Here is a 25,189-nt window from a genome sequence, read left to right on the forward strand (position 1 = left end):
ATAACCTGTGGCGCATGGCTCGATTGCGTCCCGGCTGGCTGGTCGCCTGTTGTGCGCTGGTGTTGGCGGTGAGCGCCTGGTTGCCGTGGTTGACCACCACCGCCGACGGTGGCGGCCGGGCCAATGCGATCGGCGGCAAGGTCGGGTCGATCGGGGTGCCGCCGCCGGGGTTCGGGGTGGGTCAGCTGATCGTGTTGCTGGCCGCGACACTGATCGTGGCCGCCGCGATGGCCGCCCGTGAACTGTCCGCGCGGTTGGCATCCTCTGCGGCACTGTCGATTTCGATGGTCGTGGCAGCGCTGATCGGCTGGTACTTCCGGCTGTATGTGCAGGCGCCGGTGGCAGCCGGGTACGGCATGTACCTGGCCGCGGCCGCGACGGTCCTCGCCGCCGTGTTGTCCGTGCTGGCGATGGTGGTGGCGTGGAGGCGGGCATGAGCTTCGTAGGGCCGGTGGTGCTGACCGGCCCGCGCTGGGTGACGCTGGAACCGCTGCAGGCCGGGCATACCGCGGAGATCGCGGCGGCGGCCGCCGAGGCCGGCGACCTGTGGTTCACCAATGTGCCGACACCGGATACCGCGGCCGCCTGGGTGCAGGCCCGGCTGGCCGATCCGCACGGGTTCGCCTTCGTGGTGCGCCGCCTGGACGGCACCGTGATCGGGTCGACGAGCTACCTGCACATCGACGGGCCGAACCGGCGCCTGGAGATCGGGGCCACCTGGTATGTGGCGCCGGCGCGGCGCACCGGGGTGAACACCGAGGCCAAGTTGCTGTTGCTCACCCACGCCTTCGACGTGCTCGACTGTGTGGCCGTGGAATTCCGCACCCACCTGTTCAATTCGGCCAGCCGGGCGGCGATCGAACGCCTCGGTGCGAAGCTCGACGGCGTGCTGCGCAGCCATCAGCTGCTGGCCGACGGGTCGCGCCGGGACACCGCCGTCTACTCCATCCTGGACATCGAGTGGCCGGCGGTGCGGTCCAACCTGACCTACCGGTCAGACCGCACCGCGCCGCACTAGCCGGCGTCGACGACCGGCGCCTCGACCGACTTCTGCGCGTTGTGCGCGATCTCGATCTTGCGCGGGCGGGCCCGTTCGGCCAGCGGGATCGTCAGGGTGAGCACCCCGTTCTCGTAGGTGGCCGAGATGGCTTCGGTGTCAATGCCTTCACCGAGCGATAGCTGTCGGCGGTAGCTGCCGAAGAACCGCTCATTGGTCAACCACTGCACCGAATCCTCGGAGCGAGCGGTGCGATGGGCGGAGATCGTCAGGGTGCCGTTGTCGACATCGATGTCCACCGAGCCGGGGTCGATACCCGGCAGGTCCGCGGTCAGCACGTAGTGGTCGTCGATCTTGCACAGGTCCATGGGCATGAACCTGGGTGCGCGTGCGGAGCCGGTCTGGCCGGCCAGCAGGTTGCGGGTGATGGAGTCCAGGTCACTGAACGGATCGAAACGAAGCACAGCAATCCACCTCCTCGTTACTCAAGAGCCCGCCACCCCGGCGGGCAGCCAATCACTGTGCACCCTCGAATTTAGCACTCGACGCCAGAGAGTGCTAGTCCCGGATGACCCGATCGGCGTGCAGTTCGCCAGCGCATCCGCCACAGGTCAGTACCCCGACATACGCTGCGCCACAGCAGGTGTGGGTGAGCAGGACGGCGGGCCCCTCGGCCACGGCGTACCAGCGCTGGGCCCAGGCCAGCGCGGTCAGGATGATCGGAAGCACCGCGCGGCCCTTCGGTGTCAGCCGGTAGCGGCCGTCGGCGGAGTCGAGTACGCCGTTGGCGGTGAGCACCTGCAACCGGTCGGTCAGCGAACCCGGTGGCGCCCCGAGCTGATCGGCGAAATCGGTGAACCGGGTCGTCCCGACGAAGGCGGCGACCATGATGGCGAACGCCCACCGGTTGCCCAGGATGCTCATGGTCTGCGGGAACAGATCGGCCTGGGCGGCCCGGTCGCCGTGCGAACGACGCCTGCTGGAGCCCTCGGGCATCGAACGCGGCCACGACCCGCTCGGACCCCACCGCACGGCAAGGTGCTCCTCGTCGACGGCCAGGCCGCACCCTTGACAGGTCAGCACCGGTGCGAATTCCTGGCCGCAATCGCCGTGTCGCATGGCGGGCAGGGCATGCTCGGGCACCCACCGGCGCTCCCAGTTCCAGATCGACACCAGCACCGGCCACAGGGCGCGGCCGCGGGCGGTGAGCAGATACTCATGGCGCGGCGGTCCGGACTGGTACTGGCGGCGCGTCAGCAGATCGTGCTGGACCATGCCGACCAGACGTCGGGTCAGCACCGAGTGTGAGATCGGCAGCCGATCGACGAATTCCCCGTACCGGGAGGCGCCCAGCAGCGCCTGCTGCACGATCAGCAGCGTCCATTCATCGCCGAGCAGCCCGAGCATCCGCCCGACGGCGTTGGGCCGGGTCACCCGCGCCAGCGCCGCAGTTCCGATCCGGGTGCCCAGGTGGAGTGCGTACCGCTGGAGATCCGTTCGGGCAGTGCGAGTTTGCACACCGGACCGTCGGACACCCGGGCCGCGTCGAACACCACGCAATAGGACGCGTCGGCGTTCATATCGGTGGTCAGGGTGACCAGATATCCGTCGTCCTCACCCCGACTGCCGACCCGGGGCGCCATCGCCGTCTCGCTGCCGTACACGCCGTCTCCGAAGGCGAACCGTTGTTCGGCGCCGGTGTGCAAGTCGTGCCGGACCAGGCCTTCGAACAGGAACCAACCCGGCTTGCCGGTGGCGGCGTAGGTGTAGCGGTAGGGGCGTCCGGCGAAGCCGGAGTTGATCATCCCGAATTCGGTGATGCTGTCCGACAACTGCTCTTCCCGGGTCTGTCCGGTGACCAGGTTGAACCGCCACCGGTGCAGCCTGGTCTGCATCCCGTCCAGCGACAGTCCGCGGAAGATGCGCTGCCACTTCGGGTTCATGCCGAAGGCGGCGCCTTCGGTGGGTTCGGGTTCGCCCTGGAAGAACCCGTCCAGCACGATCTCGTCGCCGTCCTCGAAGGCGTTGGTGAAGTGCAGGACGTAGGTCGTCTCGGCCTCGAACCACATCACATCGCCGGGCCCGCCGCGCCGCGGCAGCACCGCGAACCGCGACGGCATATCGCGGTGCAGGCGTGGGATGTGCGCATTGTGCTTGAGGAACTCGGCATCCCAGAACAGCGGAAAGTCGTTGAGAATCACGTAGTTGTCGGTGAACGCCATATCGTGGGGCAGCCGTGGGCCGGGCAGCTCGACGTCCACGTAGTGCACCAGCGTGTTGCTCTCGTCGACCACCCCGTAGTGCAGGTACGGCGCATCCTTGCCGTAGTTGAAGAACAACAACTCGCCGGTCGCGTCGTCCACTTTCGGATGTGCGGATACGCCCAGCCCGGGCGGCACCCACCCCTGTGTGCCCAGGGTGTCGCCGGTGTAGGGATCGATGCGGTACAGGTCGCCGCACTGGTAGAAGCTGCTCAGCGCGACGCCGCGGTGCACGGTGACGTCGGTGCTCGACGCATCCTTCATCAGGGTGCGTGCGCCCCACCCGTGGTCGCGCTTGGCCCACTCCACCGGCTCGGCGATGCCGGGCCACAGCGGGCCGCCGGCCTCGTTCTCGGCCAGGAAGCCGTCGGTGCGGACGAACCTGTTGCGGTAGTTCGCCTTTCCGTCCCGGAATCCGACGATGTGCAGCATGCCGTCCCCGTCGAACGGGTGGTAGGCCTTGAACGCCGGGTGCAGCGGGTTCTCGGTGTTGCGCAGGTACACCCCGTCCAGGTCGGTCGGGATCTCACCCTCGACGGCCACCAGGTCGTCGGAGTCCCATTCGCAGGTCTGCGGTCGCCAAGGGCCGGTGCGGTAGGGGTGATCGTCGTCCGGGGGCAGGGTGGACGCGAATTTCGCGACGAGATCGGTGTTCATAGGAGCTCCTTGGCAGTGCCGACGACAAAGCTGACGGTGGTGGCGGTGCTACCACCGAAGTTCAAGGTGCCGAACGCTTTCGCGCCGTCCACCTGATAGGCGCCCGCGGTACCGCTGACCTGTTTGGCGGCGTCGAGCAGCATCCGGATACCGCTGGCGCCGACGGGGTGCCCGCCGCCGATCAACCCGCCACTCGGGTTGACCGGCAGCCGGCCGCCGACCTCGATCTCGCCGTTCTCGATGGCCTTCCACGATTCGCCCGGCCCGGTCAAGCCGATGTGGTCGATGGCGAGATATTCACTCGGCGTGAAACAGTCGTGCACCTCGATACCGTCGAGATCGTCGACACCGATGCCGGCACGGGTGAACGCGTCGAGCGCCGCGCCACGCACATGCGGCAGCACGTACAGATCGTTCGCCGAGCGGTCCAGTTTCTGCTGCAGGCCCAGACCGACGGTGCGGTGGCCCCAGCCGTCGATCCGCCCGATCGGCCGGGCGGTGGGGTGAGCCCGCAGAAAGGCGTCGCTCACCAGCACCACCCCGGCGCCGCCGTCGGTCATCTGGCTACAGTCCAGCCGGCGGATCCGGCCCTCCACCACGGGGTTCGACGTCGCGTCGACCTGCCAGTCCCGGGTCTGGGCATTCGGGTTGGCGCGGGCGTTCGCGTAGTTCAACCGTGAGATCGCATCGAGATGAGCGTCATCGAGGCCGTACCGGCGGTCGTACTCATCGGCGACGCGGCTGAACATGTACGGCCACATGAACGTGGCGTCGGCGCCCTCATGTCCGGTCCAGGCGGCCGCGCCGAGGTAGGCGGCGGCGACATCGCCGGGGACCGTCTTCTCCAGTTCCACCCCGATGACCAGTGCGCTGTCATAGGCGCCGGAGCGCAGATCGGCGATGGCGGCCAGGGCGGCGACACTGCCGGACGCGCAGGCCGCCTCGTGCCGGGAGGCCGGGACGTCCCACAGGTCGGGTTCGACGGTGGCCGGCATCGCGCCCAGGTGACCTTGGGCGGCAAACATCTCACCAAAGGCGTTGGCGACGTGCACCACGCCGATCGCGGCCGCGGGCGTGCGGGCCGCGGCCAAGGTCTCCCGGACCACCTCGGCGGTCAGGTCGGCGAGATCGTGGCCCTCGCGCTGCAGGTTGCGCGCGTAATCACTCTGATACCCGCCCAGGATCCACACGTCGGCGCCCATGCGCGTGACGGTACTACAACTAAGAGAGTTAGTCGGGGGAAGTCGACATCTCACGTTTCGCCCCGCCGGGGCGTCTACTCGACGTGACCGGTCTACACAATGGGATGGTGCGACGGCCATTCGAGGACATCGTGACCGAATTCGGGCCGACGGTGCTGCGGGTGTGCCGGGCGGTGCTGCGCCCTTCCGATGCCGAGGACGCCTGGTCGGAGACATTCCTGTCCGCCATGAAGGCCTATCCGGAGCTGGACCCGCACGCCAATGTGGAGGCCTGGCTGGTGACCATCGCACACCGCAAGGCCATCGACCTCGGGCGCGCGGTGTCCCGGGCGCCGGCTCCGGTCGCCGAGGTCCGCGACACCGGGCGGCTCGACCACCACGATCCGGACCTGTGGTCGGCGCTGGAGGCGTTGCCGGACAAACAGCGTCGGACCCTGGCCTACCGCTACCTGGCCGGTCTGCCGTACGCCGACATCGCGGTACTGCTCGGCGGATCCGCCGACGCCGCCCGCCGCGCCGCGGCCGACGGCATCAAGACGCTGCGCACCACCTATCCGAGGGATGAATGATGACCGAACTCTTCGACGGCATCGGCGCCGACGCGCCGACCCTGGCCCGGCTGCACGCCCGACTCGAGCGTGCGGCTCATGACGCCGGCCTGCTCGACGTGGCCTACCGGACCCACGACACCACGGTCGGCCGGCTGCTGTTGGCCGCCACACCCGTCGGGCTGGTGCGGGTGGCCTACATCGACCGGAGCGGGATGGACGGCGAACTGGCCGGCCTGGCACAGCGGATCAGTCCGCGGGTGCTGCACGCCCCGGGCCGGCTCGACGCCGCCGTCGCCGAGATCGACGAGTATCTCGCGGGCCGGCGCACCCGGTTCGACCTAAACCTGGATCTGCGGCTCACCGACGGATTCCGGCGCCGGGTGGTCGACGAGCTACGCCATATCGAGTACGGGCATCGGGCGAGTTATGCGCACATCGCGGCAGCGGTCGGCAGCCCGAAGGCGGTGCGCGCGGTGGGCAGTGCGTGTGCGCGTAATCCGCTGCCGCTGGTGATCCCGTGTCACCGGGTGGTGCGCACCGACGGATCCATCGGCCAGTACGCCGGCGGAAGTGCGGCCAAGGCGACGCTGCTGGCGCTGGAGGCGGACTGAGCGAGCGACGGGAGACCGGGTACGCTGGGGTACCAATTCGTTGTGAGGTGAGGTGCGGGTGAGGCTGGCCAGGGCGAGCGCGCTGCGCCTCGGCCTGTTGGCGCTCGGCCTGTTCGTCGTGGCCACCAATGCCTTCGTCATCGCCGGCGTGCTGCCGCAGATCGCCCACGCGCTCGGTGTCGGGCCCGCCACCATCGGCTACTCCATCTCCATCTACGCCATCGTGGTGGCCGTCGCGTCCCCACTGGTCTCGATGACCTGCGGCCGGGTCCGTCCGGAGCGCGTGATGGCGGCCGGATTGGTGCTCATCGCCGCCGGCACCTTCCTCGCCGCGGCCGCCGGCACCTTCACCGTCTTCACCGCCGGGCGCATCATCGCGGCCCTGGGTGGCGCGGCACTGGTGCCCTCGGCGATGGCCGCCGCGCCCGTGATGGTGCCGTTGCCGCAGCGCGGCCGTGCCATCGCGCTGGTGGGTATGGGCTTCACGCTGGCCATGGCGATCGGGTCCCCGATCGGCACCGCGCTGGCCGATATCGGTGGCTGGCGGCTGCCGCTGTCGGTGCTGGCGGGACTGGCCGCGGTGCTGGTACCGGCCCTGCTGCTGATGGTGCGGGATGTCCCGCGCAGCGCCGCGGTGGACCTGCGGTCGCGCGCCGTCGTGCTGCGGGACCCGCGCATCGTGTTCGCCATCGCCGCCTCCCTGCTGATGACGCTGGCGTTCAACATGGTCTACATCTTCAGCGCGGTGATCACCCACGACGCCACCGGCGGGGACCACAAGCGGCTGGCGATCCTGCTGCTGGCCTACGGCGTGGCCGGCGTCATCGGCAACGTGGTGGGTGGCCGGTTGGCCGACCGCATCGGCAGCCGCCGCACGCTGCAGATCGTGCTGGCCGCCCAGGCCACCGCGTTCGTCTCGCTGATCCCCGCGCACGGGTCGTTGGTGGCGACCGCCCTGGTGTTCACGCTGTCGGGCATCGGGGGATTCGCGGCCTCGGTGGCCATCCAGTACCGGCTCGCACTCATCGATTCGCGCCACGCAAACATCGCGCTGGCGTGGTATTCGACGGCGATGTACGTCGGGATCTCGATCGCGCCGCTCATCGGCGCCGCCGCACTTCCGCACGGTGTGCCGGTGTTGCTGGCCGCCGCGGCGGCGTCCATCCTGGTCGCGGTCATTGCGTCCGAGGTCAGCCACGCCAGGCGACGTGACTACGATGGGGTAGCCCGGGACCAGGACCTGGTCTGTGCGTCCTCGACGCCCAGCTACCCCGGGTGCGCGTAGACGGAGGAACGATGAGCAGCCAGCCAGCAGCGGCCAACGGGAACATCAAGCAGGACCGGGTGGGCGATATCAGCATCGTGTCGGTGGCCGGCACGGTGGACATGATCACCGCGCCCAAGCTGGAAGCGGCGATCGCCGATGCCGCCGCATCGGCACCGCCGGCAGTCGTCGTCGACTTCACCGCCGTGGAATTTCTGGCCTCGGCGGGCATGGGGGTACTCGTCGCCGCGCACGGCGATCTGGCGCCCGCCGTGAAACTCGTCGTCGTCGCGGACGGCCCGGCCACCAGTCGGCCGCTCAAGTTGGTGGGTATCGCCGACGTCCTCGATCTCTTCGCGACACTCGATGAGGCCCTAGCTGCCCTGCAACGTTAGAAACGCCGGCAAACGGGTAGCCAGCACGTCGACATGACAGAGCAAGGCGATTCCGCAACATTCGCGAAGATCGGCGTGATCGCCGGCCCGCAGCACGCTGCCCAGATTCGGCAGGAGCTGGCCGAGTGGCTCAACCGGTGCTTCGCGCTGGACCCGGAGAAGTCCAGCGATGTGCTGTTGGCCGTCTACGAGGCGCTGGCCAACGCCGCCGAGTTCGCCTATGTCGATGCCCCGCAACCCGGCCCGATGCATGTGCGCGCCGACTATGACGACGGCGCGGGTGTGCTGACCGTGACGGTCACCGACGAAGGGCGCTGGCGGGCCAAGGACGACAGCGTCGCCAACCCGGCACGCGGCCGCGGCATTCCGCTGATGCGGGCGCTGGCGGATCGCGCCGATATCGACACCACCGCGGCCGGCACCGAGGTGCGCCTGCAGTGGGATCAGATCGTTCAGAACTGCGGTAGCCGCACCACCTGAACGAAGAACTCGTCGATCTGGCGCACCGCGCTCATGAACTGGTCGAGGTCCACCGGCTTGGTCACATAGGCGTTGGCGTGCAGCTTGTAGCTGCGCAGAATGTCCTCCTCGGCCGATGAGGTGGTGAGCACGACGATCGGGATGAGGCTCAGGCTGTCATCGGATTTGATCTTCTCCAACAGTTGCCTGCCGTCGTACTTGGGTAGGTTGAGATCCAGCAGGATCAGATCCGGCCGTGGCGCATCGGCGAACTTGCCGCGCCGGTACAGGAAGTCCAGGCCCTCCTCGCCGTCATGAGCGACATGCAAGTTGTTCTTGATCTTGTTGTGCTCGAACGCTTCCCGGGTGATCAGTTCGTCACCGGGATCGTCCTCGACGAGCAGGATGTCGATCGGTCGAGTTTCGTCCGGGTAGCTCACATGCTTCCTTCCAGCTCGGGTTGTGCGGCCAGGTCGGGCGCGGTGGTCGGGGTGGCGGGCAACGTGAATGTGAACCGCGTGCCGTCGGTGTAGGTGGTATCGATCCAGATCGTGCCGCCGTGGTACTCGATGATCTTCTTACACAACGCCAGACCGATGCCGGTGCCGGTGTAGGAATCGCGCCCGTGCAGCCGTTGGAAGATGACGAAGACCTTGTCGACGAATTCCTCCCCGATGCCGATCCCGTTGTCGGTGACGGTGAACAGATGCTTGTCGGCGTGCTCCCCGGTGCCGTCGGCGCACTCGATCACGATCCGCGGCGCCAGCCCGGCACGATGGAATTTCACCGCATTGCCGATCAGGTTCTGCCACACCATCGCCAGCAACGTGGGATCCCCGTCGATGGTGGGCAGCGGGTCGGCGGGCAGCACGATCTCGGCGCCGGTTTCGTCGATGGCGGTGGCCAGGTTGATCATGGCCGCGTTCACGACGGCGTTGAGGTCGACCTCGGTGGTCGTCGCGTTGAGGCGACCGACGCGGGAGAAGGTGAGCAGATCGTTGATCAGCACCTGCATCCGTTTGGCGCCGTCCACGGCGTAGCCGATGTACTCGATCCCGCGTTCGTCGAGCTTGTCGCCGTAGCGCCGCTCCAGCAGCTGGCAGAAGGATGCGACCTTGCGCAGCGGTTCCTGCAGATCATGCGACGCGACATAGGCGAACTGCTCGAGCTCGGCATTGGAGCGGCGCAATTCGTCGGCCTGTTCGTCGAGGGCGGCCCGCGCGGACCGGGAGATCTCCAGCTCGTCGACGATGCGCTGGCGCATGTCCTCCACGTCGGCGCCGATGGCGCGGATATCGGTGGGCCCGCGCGGAATGATGCGTTCGCCGAAGTTGCCCTCGGTGATCCGCCGGCATGCCGCGGCCAGCGCCGACAGCGGACGGGTGACGGCGTTATGCATCACCACCGCCAGCAGTACCGCGGTCACCACGAACGTCAGGATCATCGCGATCATGACCGCATCGCGCCAGCCCCGGATCTCGTCGAGTTCGATCAATCCGGCCGCCCGGGCTTCGGTGAGGTGATCGTTCTGGACGGTGAACAGCTCGCGTAGCCGGTCGAAGAGCGCCCTGCCCTCGTTGATGCTCGCGTCGTCGAGCTGCTCGGCCCCGACGATGCCGGCGACCAGCGGGCCCGCGTACTCGTCGCGCCACTGCTCGGCGGCCGCCTCGATCCTGTCGAGGTCGGTGAGCAGCTCGTCGCTACCGGCCAGATCTTGCCGGATCTGTTCGGCGGCAGCGGTTTCCGAGGCCCGGCCGTCGTGGTACGGATCGAGGAAACGCGGGTCGGCGGTGAGCAGGTAGCCACGGACCGCGGTCTCCTGATCCCGCAGTGCGGCCTGGAGTTGATAGGCGGCCACGCGGGCCGGCTGGACGCCGTCGCGCAGCTGATTGGACACCTGGTCGGCCTGCCCCACCAGGATGGTGGCGGCGATCGAGCACCCCAGCACGGCCGTACCCAGGACCGCGAGCACCAGGTTCTGCCAACCCTGCACCGTCAGTTTCATTGTCAGCAGCGCTCCACTCTGATCACCGCGATGTCGTCGGTGAGCCCGCCGTGCAGCGCCGCCCGTGACTCGGCGGCCACGATGAGCGCCTCGACGAAATCGGAGCCCGGCAACCCGGCGAGGGTGCGGGCCATGGTGAGCAATCCTTCTTCACCGAGCCGCTCGTCACCGCGCCCGGAATGCCCCTCGAAGAGCCCGTCGGTGAGCAGCAGCAGCCCGTGGCCCTTCGGCAGTTCGTAATGTTCGACCGGCCATTCGCGGGCGCCGAGCCCCAGGGCCGCACCGGGGCGCGGCTCCAGCCAATCCACCGTGCCGCCGCCCTGCAGCAGCAGACCGGGATGACCGGCCCGGACGGCGGTGAAGCGGCCACTGTCGGGCTCGAGGGCCACACTGAGCAGGGTCGCGAAGATGCCGTTACTCGGGCGCTCGGTGGTCAGGATCCGGTCGAGTTCGCGCATTCGTTCATTGCCGCGCAGACCCGCGAATGTCAGCGCGCGCCACCCGATGCGCAGTGCCACGCCCAGGGCCGCCTCGTCCGGGCCGTGCCCGGCGACATCGCCGATCATCACGTGCACCGTGCGGTTGTCGGTCTGCACCACATCGTAGAAATCGCCGCCCAACAGGGCGTCCTGGCGGCTGGGGCGCGATCGGGTGACGATGTCGACGCCGGGGGAGTCCAGCAGCACCGGTGAGGGCAACAGGCCGCGCTCCAGGCGGGCGTTCTCCAACGCGCGCATGCGGCTGGCGTGCAGGTCGACGGTGGCCAGCTCGGCGCGCTTGCGTTCGATGGCGTACAGCACCGCGCGGCGCAGGGTGTCGGGCTCGACGCGGCCCTTGACCAGGTAGTCCTGGGCACCCGAGGACACCGCGGTCACCCCGAAGTGCTCGTCGGTGAGACCGGTCAACACGATGATCGGGATGGTGTCGTCCAGCCCGCCGAGACGGTGCACGGCGTCCATGCCGGTGGAATCGGGCAGATTCAGGTCCAGCAGGATGCAGTCCGGGCGCCTGTCGGTCAACGCGCGGGCGGCTTCGGAGATGGTCTGGCACCAGAGGTAGTCGAACTCACCGGCCGCGTCGGCGATGAGCTCCTCGACCAGCAACGCGTCCGCGCGGTCATCCTCCACCAGAAGCAGCGACAACCGCGCCCCGCCGGCGGCGGTGGCAACGTTCGGCCCGGGCGAAGGCATCGGGGACTGCGGCGCGCGCATGGAAAAAACCAATCCTCCACCTGGGGCTTCGGCCCCGGTCGCGCGGTATTGCGGTTCGGGCATCAACTCCTCGACCTTACCCAGAGACGGGTATCGGGATATCGCTGTACGGGCAGTTACGTCGTGTAACGGCTGACCGGCGTCACATTCCGGCGTGCTGTTCCGTCAGGTGTGTGACCGTCCGTCACAGTGAAGGAATCGCCATGCTCCCGCACGTCAACATCAGCAAGCAGTTCTCCGGACCGTATGAGGCGTTCGCCGTCTTCGACGCCAAGGTCAAAGAGGCCACGCAAGCCGCCGGGCTGTCGGCACTGCTGGTCGAGCTGGTGAAGCTGCGGGTCTCGCAGATCAACGGCTGCGCTTTCTGCCTGCGGATGCACACCCGCGACGCCATCGCCGCCGGCGAGACGGCGGACCGGCTCGCCGTCCTGCCGGCCTGGTGGGAGTCGCAGTATTTCGACGAGCCGGAGCGGGCCGCGCTGACCCTGGCCGAGCGGGTCACCCGCATCGCCGACGAGCACACCGCGGCGACGCCGGCGGTGGATGTGGAGTCGGCGCTGTCGACGCAGCAGATCGCGGCCGTGGTCTGGCTGGCCGTCGAGATGAACGGCTGGAATCGGATCGCCATCGCCAGCCACTATCCGGTGGGGCCATGAGGGTGCCCCCGGCATGATTCGAACATGCGACACCGGCTTTAGGAGAGCCGTGCTCTATCCCCTGAGCTACGGGGGCCGGGGACCTGCGCTGTAGAACTCTAGCTCAGACCGTGTCCAGTCGCGGATAGAGGACTTCCTCGACGATGAGTTGCACCGCGGCGGCGATCGGGATGGCCACCAGCGCACCGACGACGCCCAGCAGCGAGCCGCCGATCAGCACAGCGACCAGTGTCGTCAGCGCCGGCACATGCACGGCCCGGCCGATGATCTTCGGGACCAGCGCGTAATCCTCGATGAGCTGGAACACCACGTAGAAGACGATGGTCGCGATGCAGATCGGCAGTGACACCGTCAGCGCGACCGCCCCGACGATCACCCCGGCAATCGTCGAGCCCACGATCGGCACCAGGTCCAGAATGGCGACCATGATCGCCAGCAGCAGCGCGTAGGGCACGTCGAACGCCGTCAGCCAGATCAGCGTGACCGCCCCGGCCAGCAGTGAGATCAGCACGTTGCCCAGCACGTAGGCGCCGACCTTGGCGAAGACCTCGTCGCCGATCAGGATCGCGCGCGGTCGCCGGGTATGCGGGACCAGCCGGTACAAGGTGGTGCGGATCCGTGGCATATCGGCAAGGAAATAGAGCGTCAGCACGATCGTGATGAGGGTGTCGGCCACCGCACCGAGGACCGCCGTTCCGGCACTGAGCACCTGGTTCATCATCGAGCCGTCGACCCTGTCGACGGCCTCGGTGATCCGCTGCTGCAGGTGCAGGCGCTCGTTGACACGGCCGATGAACGACGAATTGTCCTGCGCCTGCTGCAGATACTGCGGCGCCAGGGTGACCAGCTCGGTCAGCTGCGCGAACAACGGCGGGATGGCCGCCGCGATGAAGCCCGCTATCCCGGCCAGGAACACGACGAACACCAGCACCGTCGCCAGCCACCGCCGCAGTCCGTGATTCACGCACCAAGACACCACCGGTTCCAGACCGAGCGCCAGGAAGAACGCGACGCCGATCAGGATGAGGATCGAGGACAACGACGCGGCGAGCTGAACCGCGCCGTAGGTGACGGCCACCCCGGCGGAGCCGGCCAGGCCGATGAAGAACGGGGAGCGGCGGTCGAACCGCTTCCCCGGCGCGCCGAGCGGCCGTTCGGGCGAGGCCATTTCGGCGGCTTGCAGTTCGGCCGCCGCGACCGGGCCCTCGTCGTCGTCGTGCGGCTGGGCCACCATGTCGTTGTGACCGTCGGCCGCGTCCGGTCGTTCGACACCGCCGGGGGGCGCCGCCGTGCTCATCTGAAGGCCGTATCAGCCGGCCGACGTCGGGACCACACCGGCGCCGGTCTTGACCCGGTCCCACGCACGGTGCAGCCCCAGCGCGGTGGTCAACTCGGCGGTGAAGCTCTTGTCGACGTCCTCGCCGATCACGAGGCCCGGCCCCTTGACCGGGATCTTGGCCCCCTTGAGCACCGCGCCGCCGTCGCCCCAGGCGGCCAGCGCCTTGCAGTGCCGGAACGCTTCCTGAAGCAGCACAACCTGTCTGGGATCCGGCGCGGTGCCGGATGCAATGATGACGCAGTCGAACTCGATGGACCGGGCGGTGGCGTAGGCGCGGTTGACGATGACGCTGCGGCGCCCGGCCTTCAGGACACCACCGACCGGGGCGATCACCAGCGGGATGATGCCCATTCCCTCGGCGGCTTTGGCGAGCTTCGCCACACCGGCCAGGTCCGATCCGGCGTCGGCGATGATGCCGATCTGGCGACCCTTCACCGGTCCCGGTTCGGCGACAACCTGGGACAGCGCCGGGGAGAGCGTCACGTCGGTCGGCGGGTTTCCCTCGGGCGCAGGCAATCCGAGGGCGGCCGCGACCTGCTCGCACAGGTCGGCGTCCACATTGGCCAGCACCTGCAGTTGGCGCTCCTTGATGCCCTGCTCGTACACCTTGCCCAGCTCGAAGCTGAACGCCTCGGCGATATGGGCCTGTTCGATCGGGGACAGGCTGCGGTAGAACATCGCGGCCTGGGAGAAATGGTCATCGAACGAAGCAGGTTGCGCCCGCTGCACCCGTCCCTCGATGACGCGGGGCACCTGCACATACCCGCCCTCGCGTTCCGTGGCGGGATGCGGCTCGTCACCGTCGATCGAGTTCGGGTGATAGGGCGCCAGACCGGTGTGCACCGCACTCTGATGCATACCGTCGCGCAGCATGTCGTTGACCGGGCAGTGCGGCCGGTTGATGGGCAGCTGGGTGAAGTTCGGACCGCCGAGCCGGGTCAGCTGCGTGTCCAGGTACGAGAACAGCCGGGCCTGCATCAGCGGGTCGTTGGTCACCTCGATACCCGGGACCAGGTTGCCGGTGTGGAAGGCGACCTGCTCGGTCTCGGCGAAGTAGTTGGTCGGGTTGCGGTCCAGGGTGAGTTTGCCGACCAATTGCACCGGCACCAGCTCCTCCGGCACGATCTTCGTCGGATCGAGCAGGTCGATGCCCTCGTAGGTGTCGGTGCCGTCATCCGGCATGATCTGCAGGCCCAGCTCGTATTCGAGCGGCGCCCCGGCCTCGATACCGTCGGCCATGTCGCGGCGGTGGAAATCGGGATCGCAGCCGGCAGCGATCTGCGCCTCCTCCCAGACCATCGAGTGCACCCCGGCGACCGGCTTCCAGTGGAACTTCACCAGTGCGGTCTCGCCCTTGACGTTGACCAGCCGGAAGGTGTGCACTCCGAAACCTTCCATCGTCCGGTAGGACCGCGGGATGCCGCGATCACTCATGTTCCAGAAGGTGTGATGGGTGGCTTCGGTGTGCAGGGAGACGAAATCCCAGAACGTGTCGTGGGCGGACTGGGCCTGCGGAATCTCGCGGTCCGGGTGCGGTTTTCCGGCATGGATGATGTCGGGGAACTTGATGCCGTCCTGGATGAAGAACACCGGCATGTTGTTGCCGACCAGGTCGAAGGTGCCTTCCTCGGTGTAGAACTTGACCGCGAACCCACGGGTGTCGCGCACCGTGTCGGCCGAGCCGCGGGACCCGAGCACCGTCGAAAAGCGGGTGAAGACAGGGGTTTTGGTCCCTCTCTTACCGAGGAAGCCGGCCTTGGTCACCGAGGCGGCGGTCCCGTAGGACTCGAAGACGCCGTGTGCCGCAGCGCCGCGCGCATGCACCACGCGCTCCGGGATGCGTTCGTGGTCGAAATGGGTGATCTTCTCGCGCAGGTGAAAGTCTTCCAGCAATGTCGGCCCGCGGGACCCGGCCTTGAGCGAGTGATCGGTATCGGGGAGCCGGACGCCTTGGGCGGTGGTCAGGAATGTTCCGGTCTGCGCGCGCGGCTCTGAGCCGACGAGATGATTGGTGTCCGTCCCGCTGGGACCGACCGGGGCGGGTGCGGATTGGTCGCGTTTGCGTGGTGTGGGCATCAGATTCTCCGAACCGAGACATGGGCTTTGCGTCCGGTGCGGTTACCCCGCTGTCAATTGCCGAAACTCTGCGCCGACTGTCGTCGCAGGACGGCCCGGGTGTGCCCGTTCGCGTCGGTGGATGGATGACGCGGCCGGTCACCTCAGCTCGGCGATCACCTTCCCGAACGCTTCGGCGTGGCCGGCCTGCACCACCAGATAGTTGGCGCCGTAGGTGTCGCGCAGCCCACGTACCTTGTCGGCCATCTCGGTCACCGAGCCGGACAGCACCCCGGGCAGGGCCAGCATCTGCTCATCGCTGAGATCGGGCGCATAGTGACGGGTCATCGACAGATTCGGCATGTCGGAACCGTCGGCAGGTACGGCGGTGATCGCCAGGTTCACCTCGATATCGTCGAAACGGGACCCGGCGGCCGCCCGCAGCACCGCGATGCGCTCGGCGATCGGGTGGCCGGTGACACCGACGATGTTGGCCCACTTAGCCGCGACCGTGAGCAGCCGGTCGCCGCCACCGGCGATCATGATCGGCGCGCCGGGCACGTGCTCGGCCAGGTACTCGACCACGTGCTGGAGGTACTCGATGCGCCGCGACGCCGGCGGGAACGGCAGTTCGGCGGCCTCGAACTCCTCGCGGACATAGCCCGCACCCAGCCCCACCTCGAATCGCCCACCGGAGAGGTCATGCAGCGCGCCGACATCGCGGGCCAGCAGCGCCGGTTTGTAGAAGCAGGCGTTCAGCACGAAGGTGCCCAGCCGCAGCGTCTGGCTCGCCGCCGCGGCGGTGGCCAGCACCGGGAACGGCGCGGGCGCCCCGAGGTGATCGGGGACCAGCACGACGTCGTAACCGAGGTCTTCGGCCATTCGCACCGCGTCGCGGACCTTGGCCGCGGAGGAGGTGTCACGCAGGCCGAGACCGAAACGGAAGTCGCGAAGCATGCCCCGACCGTAGCGCGGTCAGCTCAGCGGCAGGGAGGCAAACGGTGTCGTGGTGGGGCGCTGCGAACCGGCTCCGGGTTCGACGGTGAACGCCAGGGTGGTGGAGGAGCCGAGATCGGGCAACACCGCCGTGGTGGACGGGGCGATGGCGCCGGCGTCCATCACACCCGCCGAGTGCGGGCCCTCGTTGTCGATCAGCCACATCTGGTAGACCGTGCCGGTGGCCGGGGGTTCCACGTTGTTCATCACCAGCACGCCGGCATTGCGTTCCCGGGAGAACACCACCGTGGCGGTGCCGCCGGTCGGGATCTGGCCGGACACCGTGCGGACATCGGGTGCGGCGAAGATCTGCTCGGCGGTGGTCACCGTGGGTGCCGGCCGCAACCAGTAGCCGATCCCGAAGGTGCCCACACCGATGACGACGGCGGCCGCGGCGGCCACCGCCGCGGTGGTCCAGCGCCGCCGCGGCGCACGCAGTTGACGCACCTGCCCGGTCTGCTCGGCGGACACCGCGGCCAGCAGACGGTCACGCAGTTGAGCGGGAGGTTCGGCCGCCGTTGTCCCCGCGACCAGTGCCATCGCCTCGCGGACCTGGCGTACTTCGCCGGCGAACGCCGCGGAGGTCTCGGCGTCCGCGGCGCGGACCCGACGGTCGATCTCGGCGCGCTCGGCATCGTCGACGGCGTCCAGCGCGTAGGGCGTCGCCAGGCTCAGCAGCTCGTCGCGGGGGGCGGTCATGCTGCGTCCAGACAGTTGCGCAGGCCGCGGATGGCGTCGCGCATCCGGGATTTGACGGTGGCCAGGTTCGCCGACAGCCGGTCGGAGACCTGGACGTAGGTCAGTCCTTCGTAGTAGGCCAGCTGGATGCACTCACGCTGCCGGTCGGTCAGCGTCCCCAGACAGGTCGCGACCTGCCGGTATTCCTCGCGTTCCAGCACTCCCTCGGCGACCTGGTCGACGGGCAGTTCGACGGTGGCCGCGCCGTAACGGGACTCCCGATCGGTGGCGGCCTGCTCGGAGCGCACCCGGTCCACGGCGCGGCGATGGGCGACCGTCATCAGCCACGACAGCGGCGTGCCGGCCGACGGGTTGTAGTCCGACGCGTTCCGCCACACCTGCAGGTAGATGTCCTGGGTGGTTTCCTCGCTGTAGCCGGGATCACGCAGAACCCGGGTGACCAGCCCGTACACCCGGGCGCGGGTCTGGTCGTAGAACTCGGCGAACGCATCGACATCGCGTTGCGCCACCCGGCGCAGCAACGCGTCGAGGTCTGCCGTCACGCTCCGTAGCCTAGCGGGCGCGGGCGCGGTCACGGCCGGCAACACCGGTATTTCGCCTTGCTCATGTTCGACCGCCGGTCGGCGCGAACGTCCACTGGTAGACGTCGAGGTACCCGGAGCGGAATCCCGCCTCGGAGTAGGCCAGGTAGAGCTCCCACATGCGCTGGAACGTGTCGTCGAAGCCGAGTTCGGCCAGCGCCGCCGATCGCTGCAGGAACCGTTCGCGCCACAACCGCAGGGTTTCGGCGTAGTCGCGCTGCAGCGAGAACATGTCGACGGTGCGCAGCCGGGTGGACCGCTCGGTGATCCCGACGATGGCTTCCACCGAGGGCAGCAGGCCGCCCGGGAAGATGTACTTCTGGATCCAGGTGTAGGTGTTGCGGGAGGCCAGCATTCGGTCATGCGGCATGGTGATGGCCTGTAACGCCACCCGCCCGCCCGGAAGCACCAGCTTTTCCAGGGTCTGGAAGAACGTCGGCCAGAATTGATAGCCGACCGCTTCGATCATCTCGACCGACACGACGGCGTCGTAGCGGCCGTCGAGGTCCCGGTAATCACGCAACTCGATGTGCACACGGTCGGCGACGCCCGCCGTGTGCGCGCGTTGCCTGGCGAGTTCACGTTGTTCGGTCGACAGCGTGATGCTGTGTACGTGGGCCCCGCGCGCCGCCGCGCGGATCGCCAATTCGCCCCACCCGGTACCGATCTCGAGAACCCGGCTGCCGGCATGCACGCCGGCGGCATCGAGCAGGCGGTCGATCTTCGCGCGCTGTCCGTCGGCCAGATCCGGCCATTCCGGCCGGGTGGTGTCGAACAGGGCGCTGGAGTACGTCATGGTCTCGTCGAGGAACTCGGCGAACAGTGCGTTCGACAAGTCGTAGTGGTCGGCGATGTTGCGCCGCGACTGGGCAGGGCTGTTGTGCATCGACCGTGGGTGTCGCACCACGGCCAGCGGTCGAAGCCGTTGCAGTGCAGGAGGAATCAGCACATCGACCGAGGATGCGAACTCGGTGAGCAGCGCCGGGAGATCGGAGGAGGTCCAGTCGCCGGCCATATAGGACTCGCCGAAACCGATGAGCCCGTAGCGGCCCACCCGCGCGAAGAACGCGTCGGGCCGGTGCACGGTCATGGTGGGTAGCGTGGGGTCCGCCGCGCCCAGGGTGGTCCCGTCCGGGTACTCCAGCCGGATCGGCAATTGGCGTACCGCGCGCCGCAACAAGGCTGCGGCGATGCGTCCCTGCACCGCGCTGACCGGGCCGCGGGGTGCCTTCGCGATCTGACCCCACCGGCTCGAACTGCGCTGAGTCGCGGTGTCTCCGGTGGTCTCCGGCGTCATCATCTGGAGGCGGCCTTTCTGGTCAGTGGTGCGGTGCGGGGGCGGGGCGTGACGGGCAGGCCGCGCAGCCAGAGCGCGACACCGTGCATGCGTATCTGCGCAGCGCCCATCAGCGGCGCCACCGGCGCCACGAACTGCATCCGGACGATCTCGCGCGCCGTTGCCGGCCGACGCTGCCCGTGCAGCGCCGCGGCGAACACCAGCTTGTGGTCCCGGTGGTAGGAGATGGCCACCTCGGCGTGCGCGCCGGGCCTGGGCACATCCACCAGGTAGTAGCCGTCGACCTTGTTGAACGGGGACACATAGAAGGCCTTGCTGACCGCGGCCGGTCCGGTCTCGGTGGGCGGCAACAGATATGCGTGACGCCCCCCATAGGTGTTGTGCACCTCGACGATGACGTGGACCAGCGCACCGGCGGCGTCGTGACACCAGAACACGCTGATCGGGTTGAAGACGAAGCCGAGCACGCGGGCGTGCAGCAGGGCGGTCACCCGCCCGTCGACCGGGGCGGCACCCTGCTCGGCGAGGAAACCGTCGACCCGTTCGCGCAGCGTCGGCTGCTGCTCCGCGGGTGCCGAGAAATGGTCCTGCGCACGGAAACCGGCGAACGGCCGCAACCAGAACGGCAGCCGCGGCAGATCGTCGACATCCACGTACCAGGTGTAGCTACGATGCTCGAACTCGGTGCGCAGCGGGGCGTGCCGGGTATGGCTGATCCGGGTGCGGTACAGCGATGCCGAGGGGCGCTCACGCGTCAGCATGAGACCGTCACCTGTTCCGGTGCGGTGGGCCACCGCGCGCCGAGTCGTTCGGCGGCGCGCAACCCGGCGGCCGCGCCGTCCTCGTGGAAGCCCCAACCGTGGTAGGCGCCCGCGAACACCACCCGGTCGTCATCGAGGGTCGGCAGCAGGCGTTGAGCGGCAACCGATTCCGGGGTGTAGAGCGGGTGGTCGTAGACCATCTCGGCGATCACGGTGCTCGGGTCGACGCGGTCGCGCCCACCAAGGGTGACCAGGAACCGGCGTTCACCGGTCAGCCCCATCAGTCGGCTGATGTCGTAGGTCACCAGCACCGGTCCGGATGACCTCCCGTCGCGTCGCTCGCCCGGGCCGCCGGTCGCCAGGTAGTTCCAGGACGCTTGGGCGCGGGGCCGGGTCGGCAGCAGGGAGGTGTCGGTGTGCAGCTGGGCGTGGTTGGCCGAGTAGCCGATCGCGCCCAGGACGGCCCGTTCCCGGGGGGTGGGTTCGGCCAGCGCCAGCAGCGCCTGGTCGGGGTGGGTGGCGATCACGGCGGCGTCGAACTGCCGCGGACTGCCGTCGCCGGCGGTCACCAGCACACCGTGCTCGTTGCGCCGTACCGAGCCGGCCGGGCAGCCGAGCACCACCTCGTGCACCCGTTCGGCGATGGCTGCGACATAGGTGGCCGAACCGCCGACCACGGTCTTCCAGGTGGGGGAACCGAAGACCGTCAGCATGCCGTGGTGCTGCAGGAACTGGAACAGGTAGCGCGCGGGATAGCGCATGGCCTCCCCGGGCGCGCACGACCAGACCGCGGCGACCAGCGGGGTCATGAAGTGCTCGACGAAGTAGGCGGAGAAGCCATGGCGGTCCAGGAAGGCCCCCAGCGTCTCGTCGTTCTCGTGGTCGTCGAACCCGAGCAGATCGGAGGCGGCGCGGTGAAACCGCTTGACCTCGAACAGCATGCGCAGATATCGCGGACGTGCCAGGTTCGACACCGAGGGGAACAACCCGCCCAGGCCACGCGCTCCGGCGTACTGCAGCCCGATACCGTCATCGCGCACCGACATCGACATGTCGGTGTCGTGGGTGTGCACGCCGAGCTCGTCGAACAACCGGCACAGCGTGGGGTAGGTGCGGTCGTTGTGCACCAGGAACGCCGTGTCGACGGCCACCGGGTTACCTCGCCCGTCGTCGACCAGATGGGTGTGGGCGTGGCCGCCGAGTCGGACATCGGCTTCGAACAGGGTCACCCGGTTCGAAGCCGACAGCACGTAGGCGGCGGTCAGCCCGGCGACACCGCTTCCGATGACGGCGATGGAGCGGCCACCGAGGTCGTTTCGTTGCACGCATGGTATTCGGAGCAGTGCGGAAAACGGATGGGCCGGTGCGCCGACGGTCTCAGCGTGCCGGCGGGGGTGACCACGCTCTCGCCGCCGCGGCGAGCCCGTCGATCAGTGCCGACGTCGCCGGGGTGATGCCGTCGGCGTCGGGCAACCCGCTGCGCGGGCTGGTGCCGCGCACCCGCGGTGGCAGCTCGAGCTGCACGCCGCCGCCGCGGGGCAGGTTCACCGGATTGTCCGGGTGCAGCCCGCGCAGCTCGCGGGGCATCGCGTCGAGGTCGACGATCATCTGATGTCCGGGCACCTGGACGTGCCGTGCCAGGTGCGCGGCCAGCTCCCGGTTGCCGCCACCGGCCAGCAGTTGGGTGCTGCGCCCGATGCGGCCGTATCCGTGCAGCGAGACCACCGTGTCGACGTGGCCGAGGAAGGCGGCGAGCCGTTCGGACTCCGCGGGGCGGTACAGCCTGGAGGACAGGTGATGTGGGTACCGGTCGGGGTGGCGCACCGTGTACAGCGAGGCACCCGATGCCCGGGCGGCCCGTTCGGCGATGACATCGGTCATCTGTTCCAGCCCGCCGCCGTGGATGGCCAGGAAGCCGAACCGGGACGCCAGTGTGCTGGTCTCGGCGACGTCCGGGTCGGCGAGCAGGTCGGAAAGAGACTGCGGTGCCGGGCTGTCGGCGGTGGCCCGGCCGGGCCAGCCCGCCGGGTCCCAGCGGTGCAGGAAGTCCACCCACCGTTGCGGCAACCCGTGGTGGCGGGCGCCGTCGATGATCCGCTCCAGGTAGCCGGGGCGGGGCGGGCCGGGTTCGACCCGCGGGTCGATGTACACCCAGGCCGGGCCGGGGCCCTCGGCGGTGTGCACGACGAGCCGGTCCCGGCGGTAGCGGACGGGGACGCCCTCGGCGCTGTCCAGCACGGCCAGGTCGTGATCGCTGATCCGCCAGAGCACCCCGTGTACGACGGCGCCGGACATGGGTTCGACGGTGGCCACACCGCGCTCGTTGATCAGCCAGTCATGGTCGGCGAGGATGGCGGGCCGGGGATCGGCGGCGTCCGGGCAGCGCCGGGCCATCTGTTGCACGCACAGATTGGATCCGTACGCGAAGTACCGATGCGCCAATACCCGTCAGCCCCGGATGGTCAGATAGATCAACACCACGTTCAGCGCGGTGATGACACCGGCCACCAACCAGCCTAGGGCCGTGGTCACCCGGTGGTTGATATCGGCACCCATCAGCGCGCGGTTGCTGGTGAGCCGGATCAGCGGGATCAGAGCGAACGGGATACCGAAGGACAGCACCACCTGCGAGAGCACCAATGCCCGACTCGGGTCCACCCCGATCGCCAGGATCACCAGCGCGGGGATCAGGGTCACCAGCCGGCGCAACAGCAGCGGGTAGCTGCGCTTGAGCAGGCCGGACATGATCATGGCGCCGGCGTACGCGCCGACCGAGGTCGAAGCGAGCCCGGAGGCGAGCAGGCCGATCGCGAAGAACAGGGCCACCGTCGGTCCGAGCTGGCTGCTGACCGCGGCGTGCGCGCCCTCGATGGAGTCGGTGTTCTCCATGCCCTGCAGATTGGTCGCCGCGACCAGCAGCATCGCCAGGTTCACCGCGCCCGCGACCAGCATGGCCAGGCCGACGTCGTACTTGGTGATGCGCAGCAGTCGTTTGCGGTCCGGCCCGGAATCGGGCTGGCCGTGCCGGTCACGGGCCAGCCCGGAGTGCAGGTACACCGCGTGCGGCATCACGGTGGCGCCCAGCATGGCGGTGGCCAGCAGCACGCTCTCGGCGCCGTCGAAGCGTGGAACCAGCCCGGAGGCGACATCGGCGGCCGACGGTGCCGCGACGAACAGGCTGGTGAGGAAGCCGATCGCGATGATCAGCAGCAGCCCGGTGATCACCCGCTCGAACACCCGCTGACCGCGGCGGTTCTGGATCGCGAGCAGGCCGAGCGACACGGCCCCGGTGATGATGCCGCCGAGCAGCAGCGGCAGATCGAACAGCAGATACAGCGCGATGGCCCCGCCGACGATCTCGGCCAGATCGGTGGCCATGGCGACCAGTTCGGCCTGGATCCAGTAGGCCACCCGGGTCCGGGTACGGGTGTGGTCGGCGACGGCCTCGGGCAGCGAGCGCCCGGTCACCAACCCGAGCTTGGCGGACAGGAACTGCACCAGCCCGGCCATCACATTCGCGACCAGAATCACCCAGACCAGCAGGAAGCCGTACTGGGCGCCGGCACTGACATTGGCCGCGACGTTGCCGGGGTCGACGTAGGCGATGGCCGCGACGAACGCCGGTCCGAGCAGATACCAACTCGGCCGCAGCCGGGTGGGCGTGGGGTCCTGCAGCACGTGCTTCCCTTCTCTTCTATCCGGACTGGCGAATAGAAAAGTTAGGGTAGCCGAAATCTGTGGGAGGTCAACCGGCGGGTAGGGCCGGATTCACCAACCTAAGTAGAACCCTCCGTTGCCCCACCACCATTGCCACGGCCCGTAGTTCATCGGGGCGGGGTAGGTGGTCAGTTGGGCGTGGCCGGGCCTGCTGCACAGTGTTGTGGTCTCGCCGACCTGGACGCAGTCGGGCACCGCCGTTGCGACGGGCGCGAAGGTGAGTCCCAGGGCGAGGAGTGCGGGTGCGATGAGGATCCGCATGATGGCCTCCTGATGGTGGCCGTGAGGTCGGATGTAGGGGTCGCCGAATGACGTTCAGCGGGTGGGTGTGTGATCCATGTCGGCCATAGGCGGCCCCTGTCCTCAAGTGGTGCGCTGTCCTCCAGCGTACAACCCTTTTCCGGTGATCAGCGGCAGATCCAGGGTGGTGGTGATGCCGGGTGCGGACGCAACGACGGCGGGTATCGCGTTCACGACGCGGGCCGCGGTGGCGACCAGGCCGGCGTGGTTGTGGTCACCCTTGCGGCTGCTCAGGCACAGGTCCAGCGCGTAGGACGGCTCGCCGGTGACCTCGACGCGATAGGAGCCGCCCTCCTGCGCGGGCTGCGGCCACTGCGGGCACAGGTCCGCGCGGAGCCGGGTGACGTGCTCGAGGACCACAGCGGGATGGCCGCCGACCATCCCGCGAACCTCGAAACGCATTGCCGCGGTGGTGCCTTTCGCGATGTGACCGGAGGCGATCTCGAAATCCTCCGGCGCCGGGATCCGGGTGTGGGCCTCGGTGACCTCGTCGAGTTCGATGCCCAGGCCGGCGGCGAGTTGGCGCACCACCGAACCCCAGGCCAGGCTCAGCACGCCGGGCTGCAGCAGCATCGGCAGCTCGTCGAGCGATTTCCCGAAGCCCATCACGTCGAACATCACCGTGGCGCTGTCATAGGTCGCGTAGTCGACGATCTCCATGCACCGGATCTGCTCGACGCTCTGACAGGTGCCCGCCAGGGCAAGGGGCAGAAGGTCATTGGCGAAACCGGGGTCGATGCCATTGACGAAGATGGAGGACGAGCCCTGTTGGGTCGCCTCCTCGATCGGGCTGATCAGTTCGGCCGGCAACACCTGCCACGGGTACTGCAAAAACACCGCGGCACTGGCCACCACGTTGACGCCGGCGGCCAGGATGCGGCGGTAGTCCTCCAGGGCGTCGGGCAGCCGGTTGTCGGCCATGGCGGTGTACACCGCGCAGTCCGGCTTGTCCGCGAGGATGGCGTCCAGGTCGTTGGTGGCCAGGATTCCGGTCGACACATCGAGACCGGCGAGTTCTCCGGCGTCCTTGCCGGCCTTGGCTTCCGAGGAGACCCAGACCCCGGTGAGCTCGTACCGCGGCTCGTTGATCAGTTGGGTCAGGGCGTGGCGGCCGACGTTTCCGGTACCGATCGCGGCGACGCGGATGGGTGGAGCCGACGAATCAGACATGGGAT

General features: G+C 68.6%; 27 protein-coding genes and 1 tRNA gene. 8 read left to right on the forward strand and 20 right to left on the reverse strand.

The genetic code is table 11. The features are described 5' to 3' along the window. Nucleotides 1–14: 14 nt before the first annotated feature. Entirely contained in the window at nt 15–437 is a 423-nt protein-coding gene (locus A7U43_RS08410; RefSeq protein WP_067993436.1) for a hypothetical protein, read from the forward strand. After that, on the forward strand, nt 434–1,018 hold the full coding sequence (locus A7U43_RS08415) for a GNAT family N-acetyltransferase (RefSeq protein ID WP_068002192.1): 585 nt from the start codon (nt 434–436) through the stop codon (nt 1,016–1,018). Before A7U43_RS08410 ends, A7U43_RS08415 begins: the two co-directional genes overlap by 4 nt. Here A7U43_RS08415 and A7U43_RS08420 read toward each other — a convergent pair. From A7U43_RS08420 to A7U43_RS08435, 4 genes are all read right to left on the reverse strand, one after another. Then, nucleotides 1,015–1,461, reverse strand: a complete 447-nt coding sequence (locus A7U43_RS08420) for an Hsp20/alpha crystallin family protein (RefSeq protein WP_067993438.1) — start codon at nt 1,459–1,461, stop codon at nt 1,015–1,017. The two genes, A7U43_RS08415 and A7U43_RS08420, sit on opposite strands and share 4 nt — an antisense overlap. A 94-nt stretch (nt 1,462–1,555) precedes the next feature. After that, complete coding sequence (locus tag A7U43_RS08425; RefSeq protein ID WP_068002195.1) at nt 1,556–2,404, reverse strand: winged helix-turn-helix transcriptional regulator; 849 nt, start codon at nt 2,402–2,404, stop codon at nt 1,556–1,558. Nucleotides 2,405–2,427: 23 nt separating this feature from the next. Beyond that, nucleotides 2,428–3,915 (reverse strand): carotenoid oxygenase family protein, encoded by a 1,488-nt coding sequence (locus A7U43_RS08430; protein WP_067993440.1) that lies wholly within the window; start codon nt 3,913–3,915, stop codon nt 2,428–2,430. Then, the gene (locus A7U43_RS08435; RefSeq protein ID WP_067993443.1) at nt 3,912–5,117 is read right to left on the reverse strand and encodes an acetyl-CoA acetyltransferase; all 1,206 of its coding nucleotides are present in this window, start codon (nt 5,115–5,117) and stop codon (nt 3,912–3,914) included. Before A7U43_RS08435 ends, A7U43_RS08430 begins: the two co-directional genes overlap by 4 nt. Before the next feature lie 104 nt (nt 5,118–5,221). On the opposite strand from A7U43_RS08435, the gene A7U43_RS08440 reads away from it, so the two are divergent. The 5 genes from A7U43_RS08440 to A7U43_RS08460 are packed head-to-tail and all read left to right on the forward strand — an operon-like array spanning nt 5,222 to nt 8,418. After that, nucleotides 5,222–5,686 carry an RNA polymerase sigma factor gene (locus A7U43_RS08440; RefSeq protein ID WP_067993445.1) on the forward strand — a complete coding sequence of 155 codons (465 nt, stop codon included), beginning with the start codon at nt 5,222–5,224 and terminating at the stop codon, nt 5,684–5,686. After that, nucleotides 5,683–6,279 (forward strand): methylated-DNA--[protein]-cysteine S-methyltransferase, encoded by a 597-nt coding sequence (locus A7U43_RS08445; protein WP_067993448.1) that lies wholly within the window; start codon nt 5,683–5,685, stop codon nt 6,277–6,279. The genes A7U43_RS08440 and A7U43_RS08445 overlap by 4 nt, the downstream gene beginning before the upstream one ends. 58 nt (nt 6,280–6,337) lie before the next feature. After that, nucleotides 6,338–7,564 carry an MFS transporter gene (locus tag A7U43_RS08450; protein ID WP_231963553.1) on the forward strand — a complete coding sequence of 409 codons (1,227 nt, stop codon included), beginning with the start codon at nt 6,338–6,340 and terminating at the stop codon, nt 7,562–7,564. Between the two features lie 11 nt (nt 7,565–7,575). Beyond that, nucleotides 7,576–7,938: an STAS domain-containing protein gene (locus tag A7U43_RS08455; protein WP_067993453.1), complete on the forward strand. Its 363-nt coding sequence runs from the start codon at nt 7,576–7,578 to the stop codon at nt 7,936–7,938. Between the two features lie 33 nt (nt 7,939–7,971). Further along, the gene (locus A7U43_RS08460) at nt 7,972–8,418 is read left to right on the forward strand and encodes an ATP-binding protein (RefSeq protein ID WP_067993464.1); all 447 of its coding nucleotides are present in this window, start codon (nt 7,972–7,974) and stop codon (nt 8,416–8,418) included. Here the strand turns inward: A7U43_RS08460 and A7U43_RS08465 are convergent. From A7U43_RS08465 to A7U43_RS08475, 3 genes are read right to left on the reverse strand one after another with little or no spacing between them, the layout of a single operon-like run. Further along, complete coding sequence (locus A7U43_RS08465) at nt 8,391–8,837, reverse strand: response regulator (RefSeq protein WP_067993467.1); 447 nt, start codon at nt 8,835–8,837, stop codon at nt 8,391–8,393. The genes A7U43_RS08460 and A7U43_RS08465 overlap by 28 nt on opposite strands. Continuing rightward, on the reverse strand, nt 8,834–10,402 hold the full coding sequence (locus A7U43_RS08470) for a sensor histidine kinase (protein WP_067993469.1): 1,569 nt from the start codon (nt 10,400–10,402) through the stop codon (nt 8,834–8,836). Before A7U43_RS08470 ends, A7U43_RS08465 begins: the two co-directional genes overlap by 4 nt. Nucleotides 10,403–10,404: 2 nt before the next feature. Then, nucleotides 10,405–11,613, reverse strand: a complete 1,209-nt coding sequence (locus tag A7U43_RS08475) for a PP2C family protein-serine/threonine phosphatase (RefSeq protein WP_082902054.1) — start codon at nt 11,611–11,613, stop codon at nt 10,405–10,407. A 203-nt stretch (nt 11,614–11,816) separates the two neighbouring features. Between A7U43_RS08475 and A7U43_RS08480 the strand changes: the two genes are divergently transcribed. Further along, the gene (locus A7U43_RS08480; RefSeq protein WP_067993471.1) at nt 11,817–12,269 is read left to right on the forward strand and encodes a carboxymuconolactone decarboxylase family protein; all 453 of its coding nucleotides are present in this window, start codon (nt 11,817–11,819) and stop codon (nt 12,267–12,269) included. A 3-nt stretch (nt 12,270–12,272) separates the two neighbouring features. Here the strand turns inward: A7U43_RS08480 and A7U43_RS08485 are convergent. From A7U43_RS08485 to A7U43_RS08545, 13 genes are all read right to left on the reverse strand, one after another. Beyond that, nucleotides 12,273–12,345 (reverse strand) — tRNA-Arg (locus tag A7U43_RS08485). A 27-nt stretch (nt 12,346–12,372) separates the two neighbouring features. Next, entirely contained in the window at nt 12,373–13,566 is a 1,194-nt protein-coding gene (locus tag A7U43_RS08490; protein ID WP_156525867.1) for an AI-2E family transporter, read from the reverse strand. Between the two features lie 12 nt (nt 13,567–13,578). Next, nucleotides 13,579–15,684, reverse strand: a complete 2,106-nt coding sequence (locus tag A7U43_RS08495; protein ID WP_067993472.1) for a catalase — start codon at nt 15,682–15,684, stop codon at nt 13,579–13,581. Between the two features lie 138 nt (nt 15,685–15,822). After that, nucleotides 15,823–16,620, reverse strand: coding sequence for a TIGR03621 family F420-dependent LLM class oxidoreductase (locus A7U43_RS08500; RefSeq protein ID WP_067993492.1), 798 nt, complete (start codon nt 16,618–16,620; stop codon nt 15,823–15,825). An 18-nt stretch (nt 16,621–16,638) separates the two neighbouring features. Beyond that, on the reverse strand, nt 16,639–17,358 hold the full coding sequence (locus A7U43_RS08505; RefSeq protein WP_067993494.1) for an anti-sigma factor: 720 nt from the start codon (nt 17,356–17,358) through the stop codon (nt 16,639–16,641). Then, nucleotides 17,355–17,933: a sigma-70 family RNA polymerase sigma factor gene (locus tag A7U43_RS08510; RefSeq protein ID WP_418287678.1), complete on the reverse strand. Its 579-nt coding sequence runs from the start codon at nt 17,931–17,933 to the stop codon at nt 17,355–17,357. The genes A7U43_RS08505 and A7U43_RS08510 overlap by 4 nt, the downstream gene beginning before the upstream one ends. Nucleotides 17,934–17,961: 28 nt before the next feature. Then, nucleotides 17,962–19,236 (reverse strand): class I SAM-dependent methyltransferase, encoded by a 1,275-nt coding sequence (locus A7U43_RS08515; protein ID WP_067993495.1) that lies wholly within the window; start codon nt 19,234–19,236, stop codon nt 17,962–17,964. Further along, a complete protein-coding gene (locus tag A7U43_RS08520; protein WP_068002207.1) occupies nt 19,236–19,997 on the reverse strand; it encodes a DUF1365 domain-containing protein in 762 nt (253 codons plus the stop codon). Before A7U43_RS08520 ends, A7U43_RS08515 begins: the two co-directional genes overlap by 1 nt. After that, a complete protein-coding gene (locus tag A7U43_RS08525; RefSeq protein WP_067993497.1) occupies nt 19,991–21,322 on the reverse strand; it encodes an NAD(P)/FAD-dependent oxidoreductase in 1,332 nt (443 codons plus the stop codon). The genes A7U43_RS08520 and A7U43_RS08525 overlap by 7 nt, the downstream gene beginning before the upstream one ends. Nucleotides 21,323–21,374: 52 nt before the next feature. Next, nucleotides 21,375–22,391, reverse strand: coding sequence for a poly-gamma-glutamate hydrolase family protein (locus A7U43_RS08530; protein WP_231963605.1), 1,017 nt, complete (start codon nt 22,389–22,391; stop codon nt 21,375–21,377). A gap of 54 nt (nt 22,392–22,445) precedes the next feature. Continuing rightward, the gene (locus A7U43_RS08535) at nt 22,446–23,675 is read right to left on the reverse strand and encodes an Nramp family divalent metal transporter (RefSeq protein ID WP_067993500.1); all 1,230 of its coding nucleotides are present in this window, start codon (nt 23,673–23,675) and stop codon (nt 22,446–22,448) included. 90 nt (nt 23,676–23,765) lie between these two features. Then, nucleotides 23,766–23,975 (reverse strand): hypothetical protein, encoded by a 210-nt coding sequence (locus tag A7U43_RS08540; RefSeq protein ID WP_067993501.1) that lies wholly within the window; start codon nt 23,973–23,975, stop codon nt 23,766–23,768. Between the two features lie 102 nt (nt 23,976–24,077). Continuing rightward, on the reverse strand, nt 24,078–25,184 hold the full coding sequence (locus A7U43_RS08545) for an NAD(P)H-dependent amine dehydrogenase family protein (protein WP_067993502.1): 1,107 nt from the start codon (nt 25,182–25,184) through the stop codon (nt 24,078–24,080). Nucleotides 25,185–25,189 lie beyond the last annotated feature (5 nt).

The organism is Mycobacterium adipatum (assembly GCF_001644575.1).
GTDB classification, from domain to species: Bacteria; Actinomycetota; Actinomycetes; order Mycobacteriales; family Mycobacteriaceae; genus Mycobacterium; species Mycobacterium adipatum.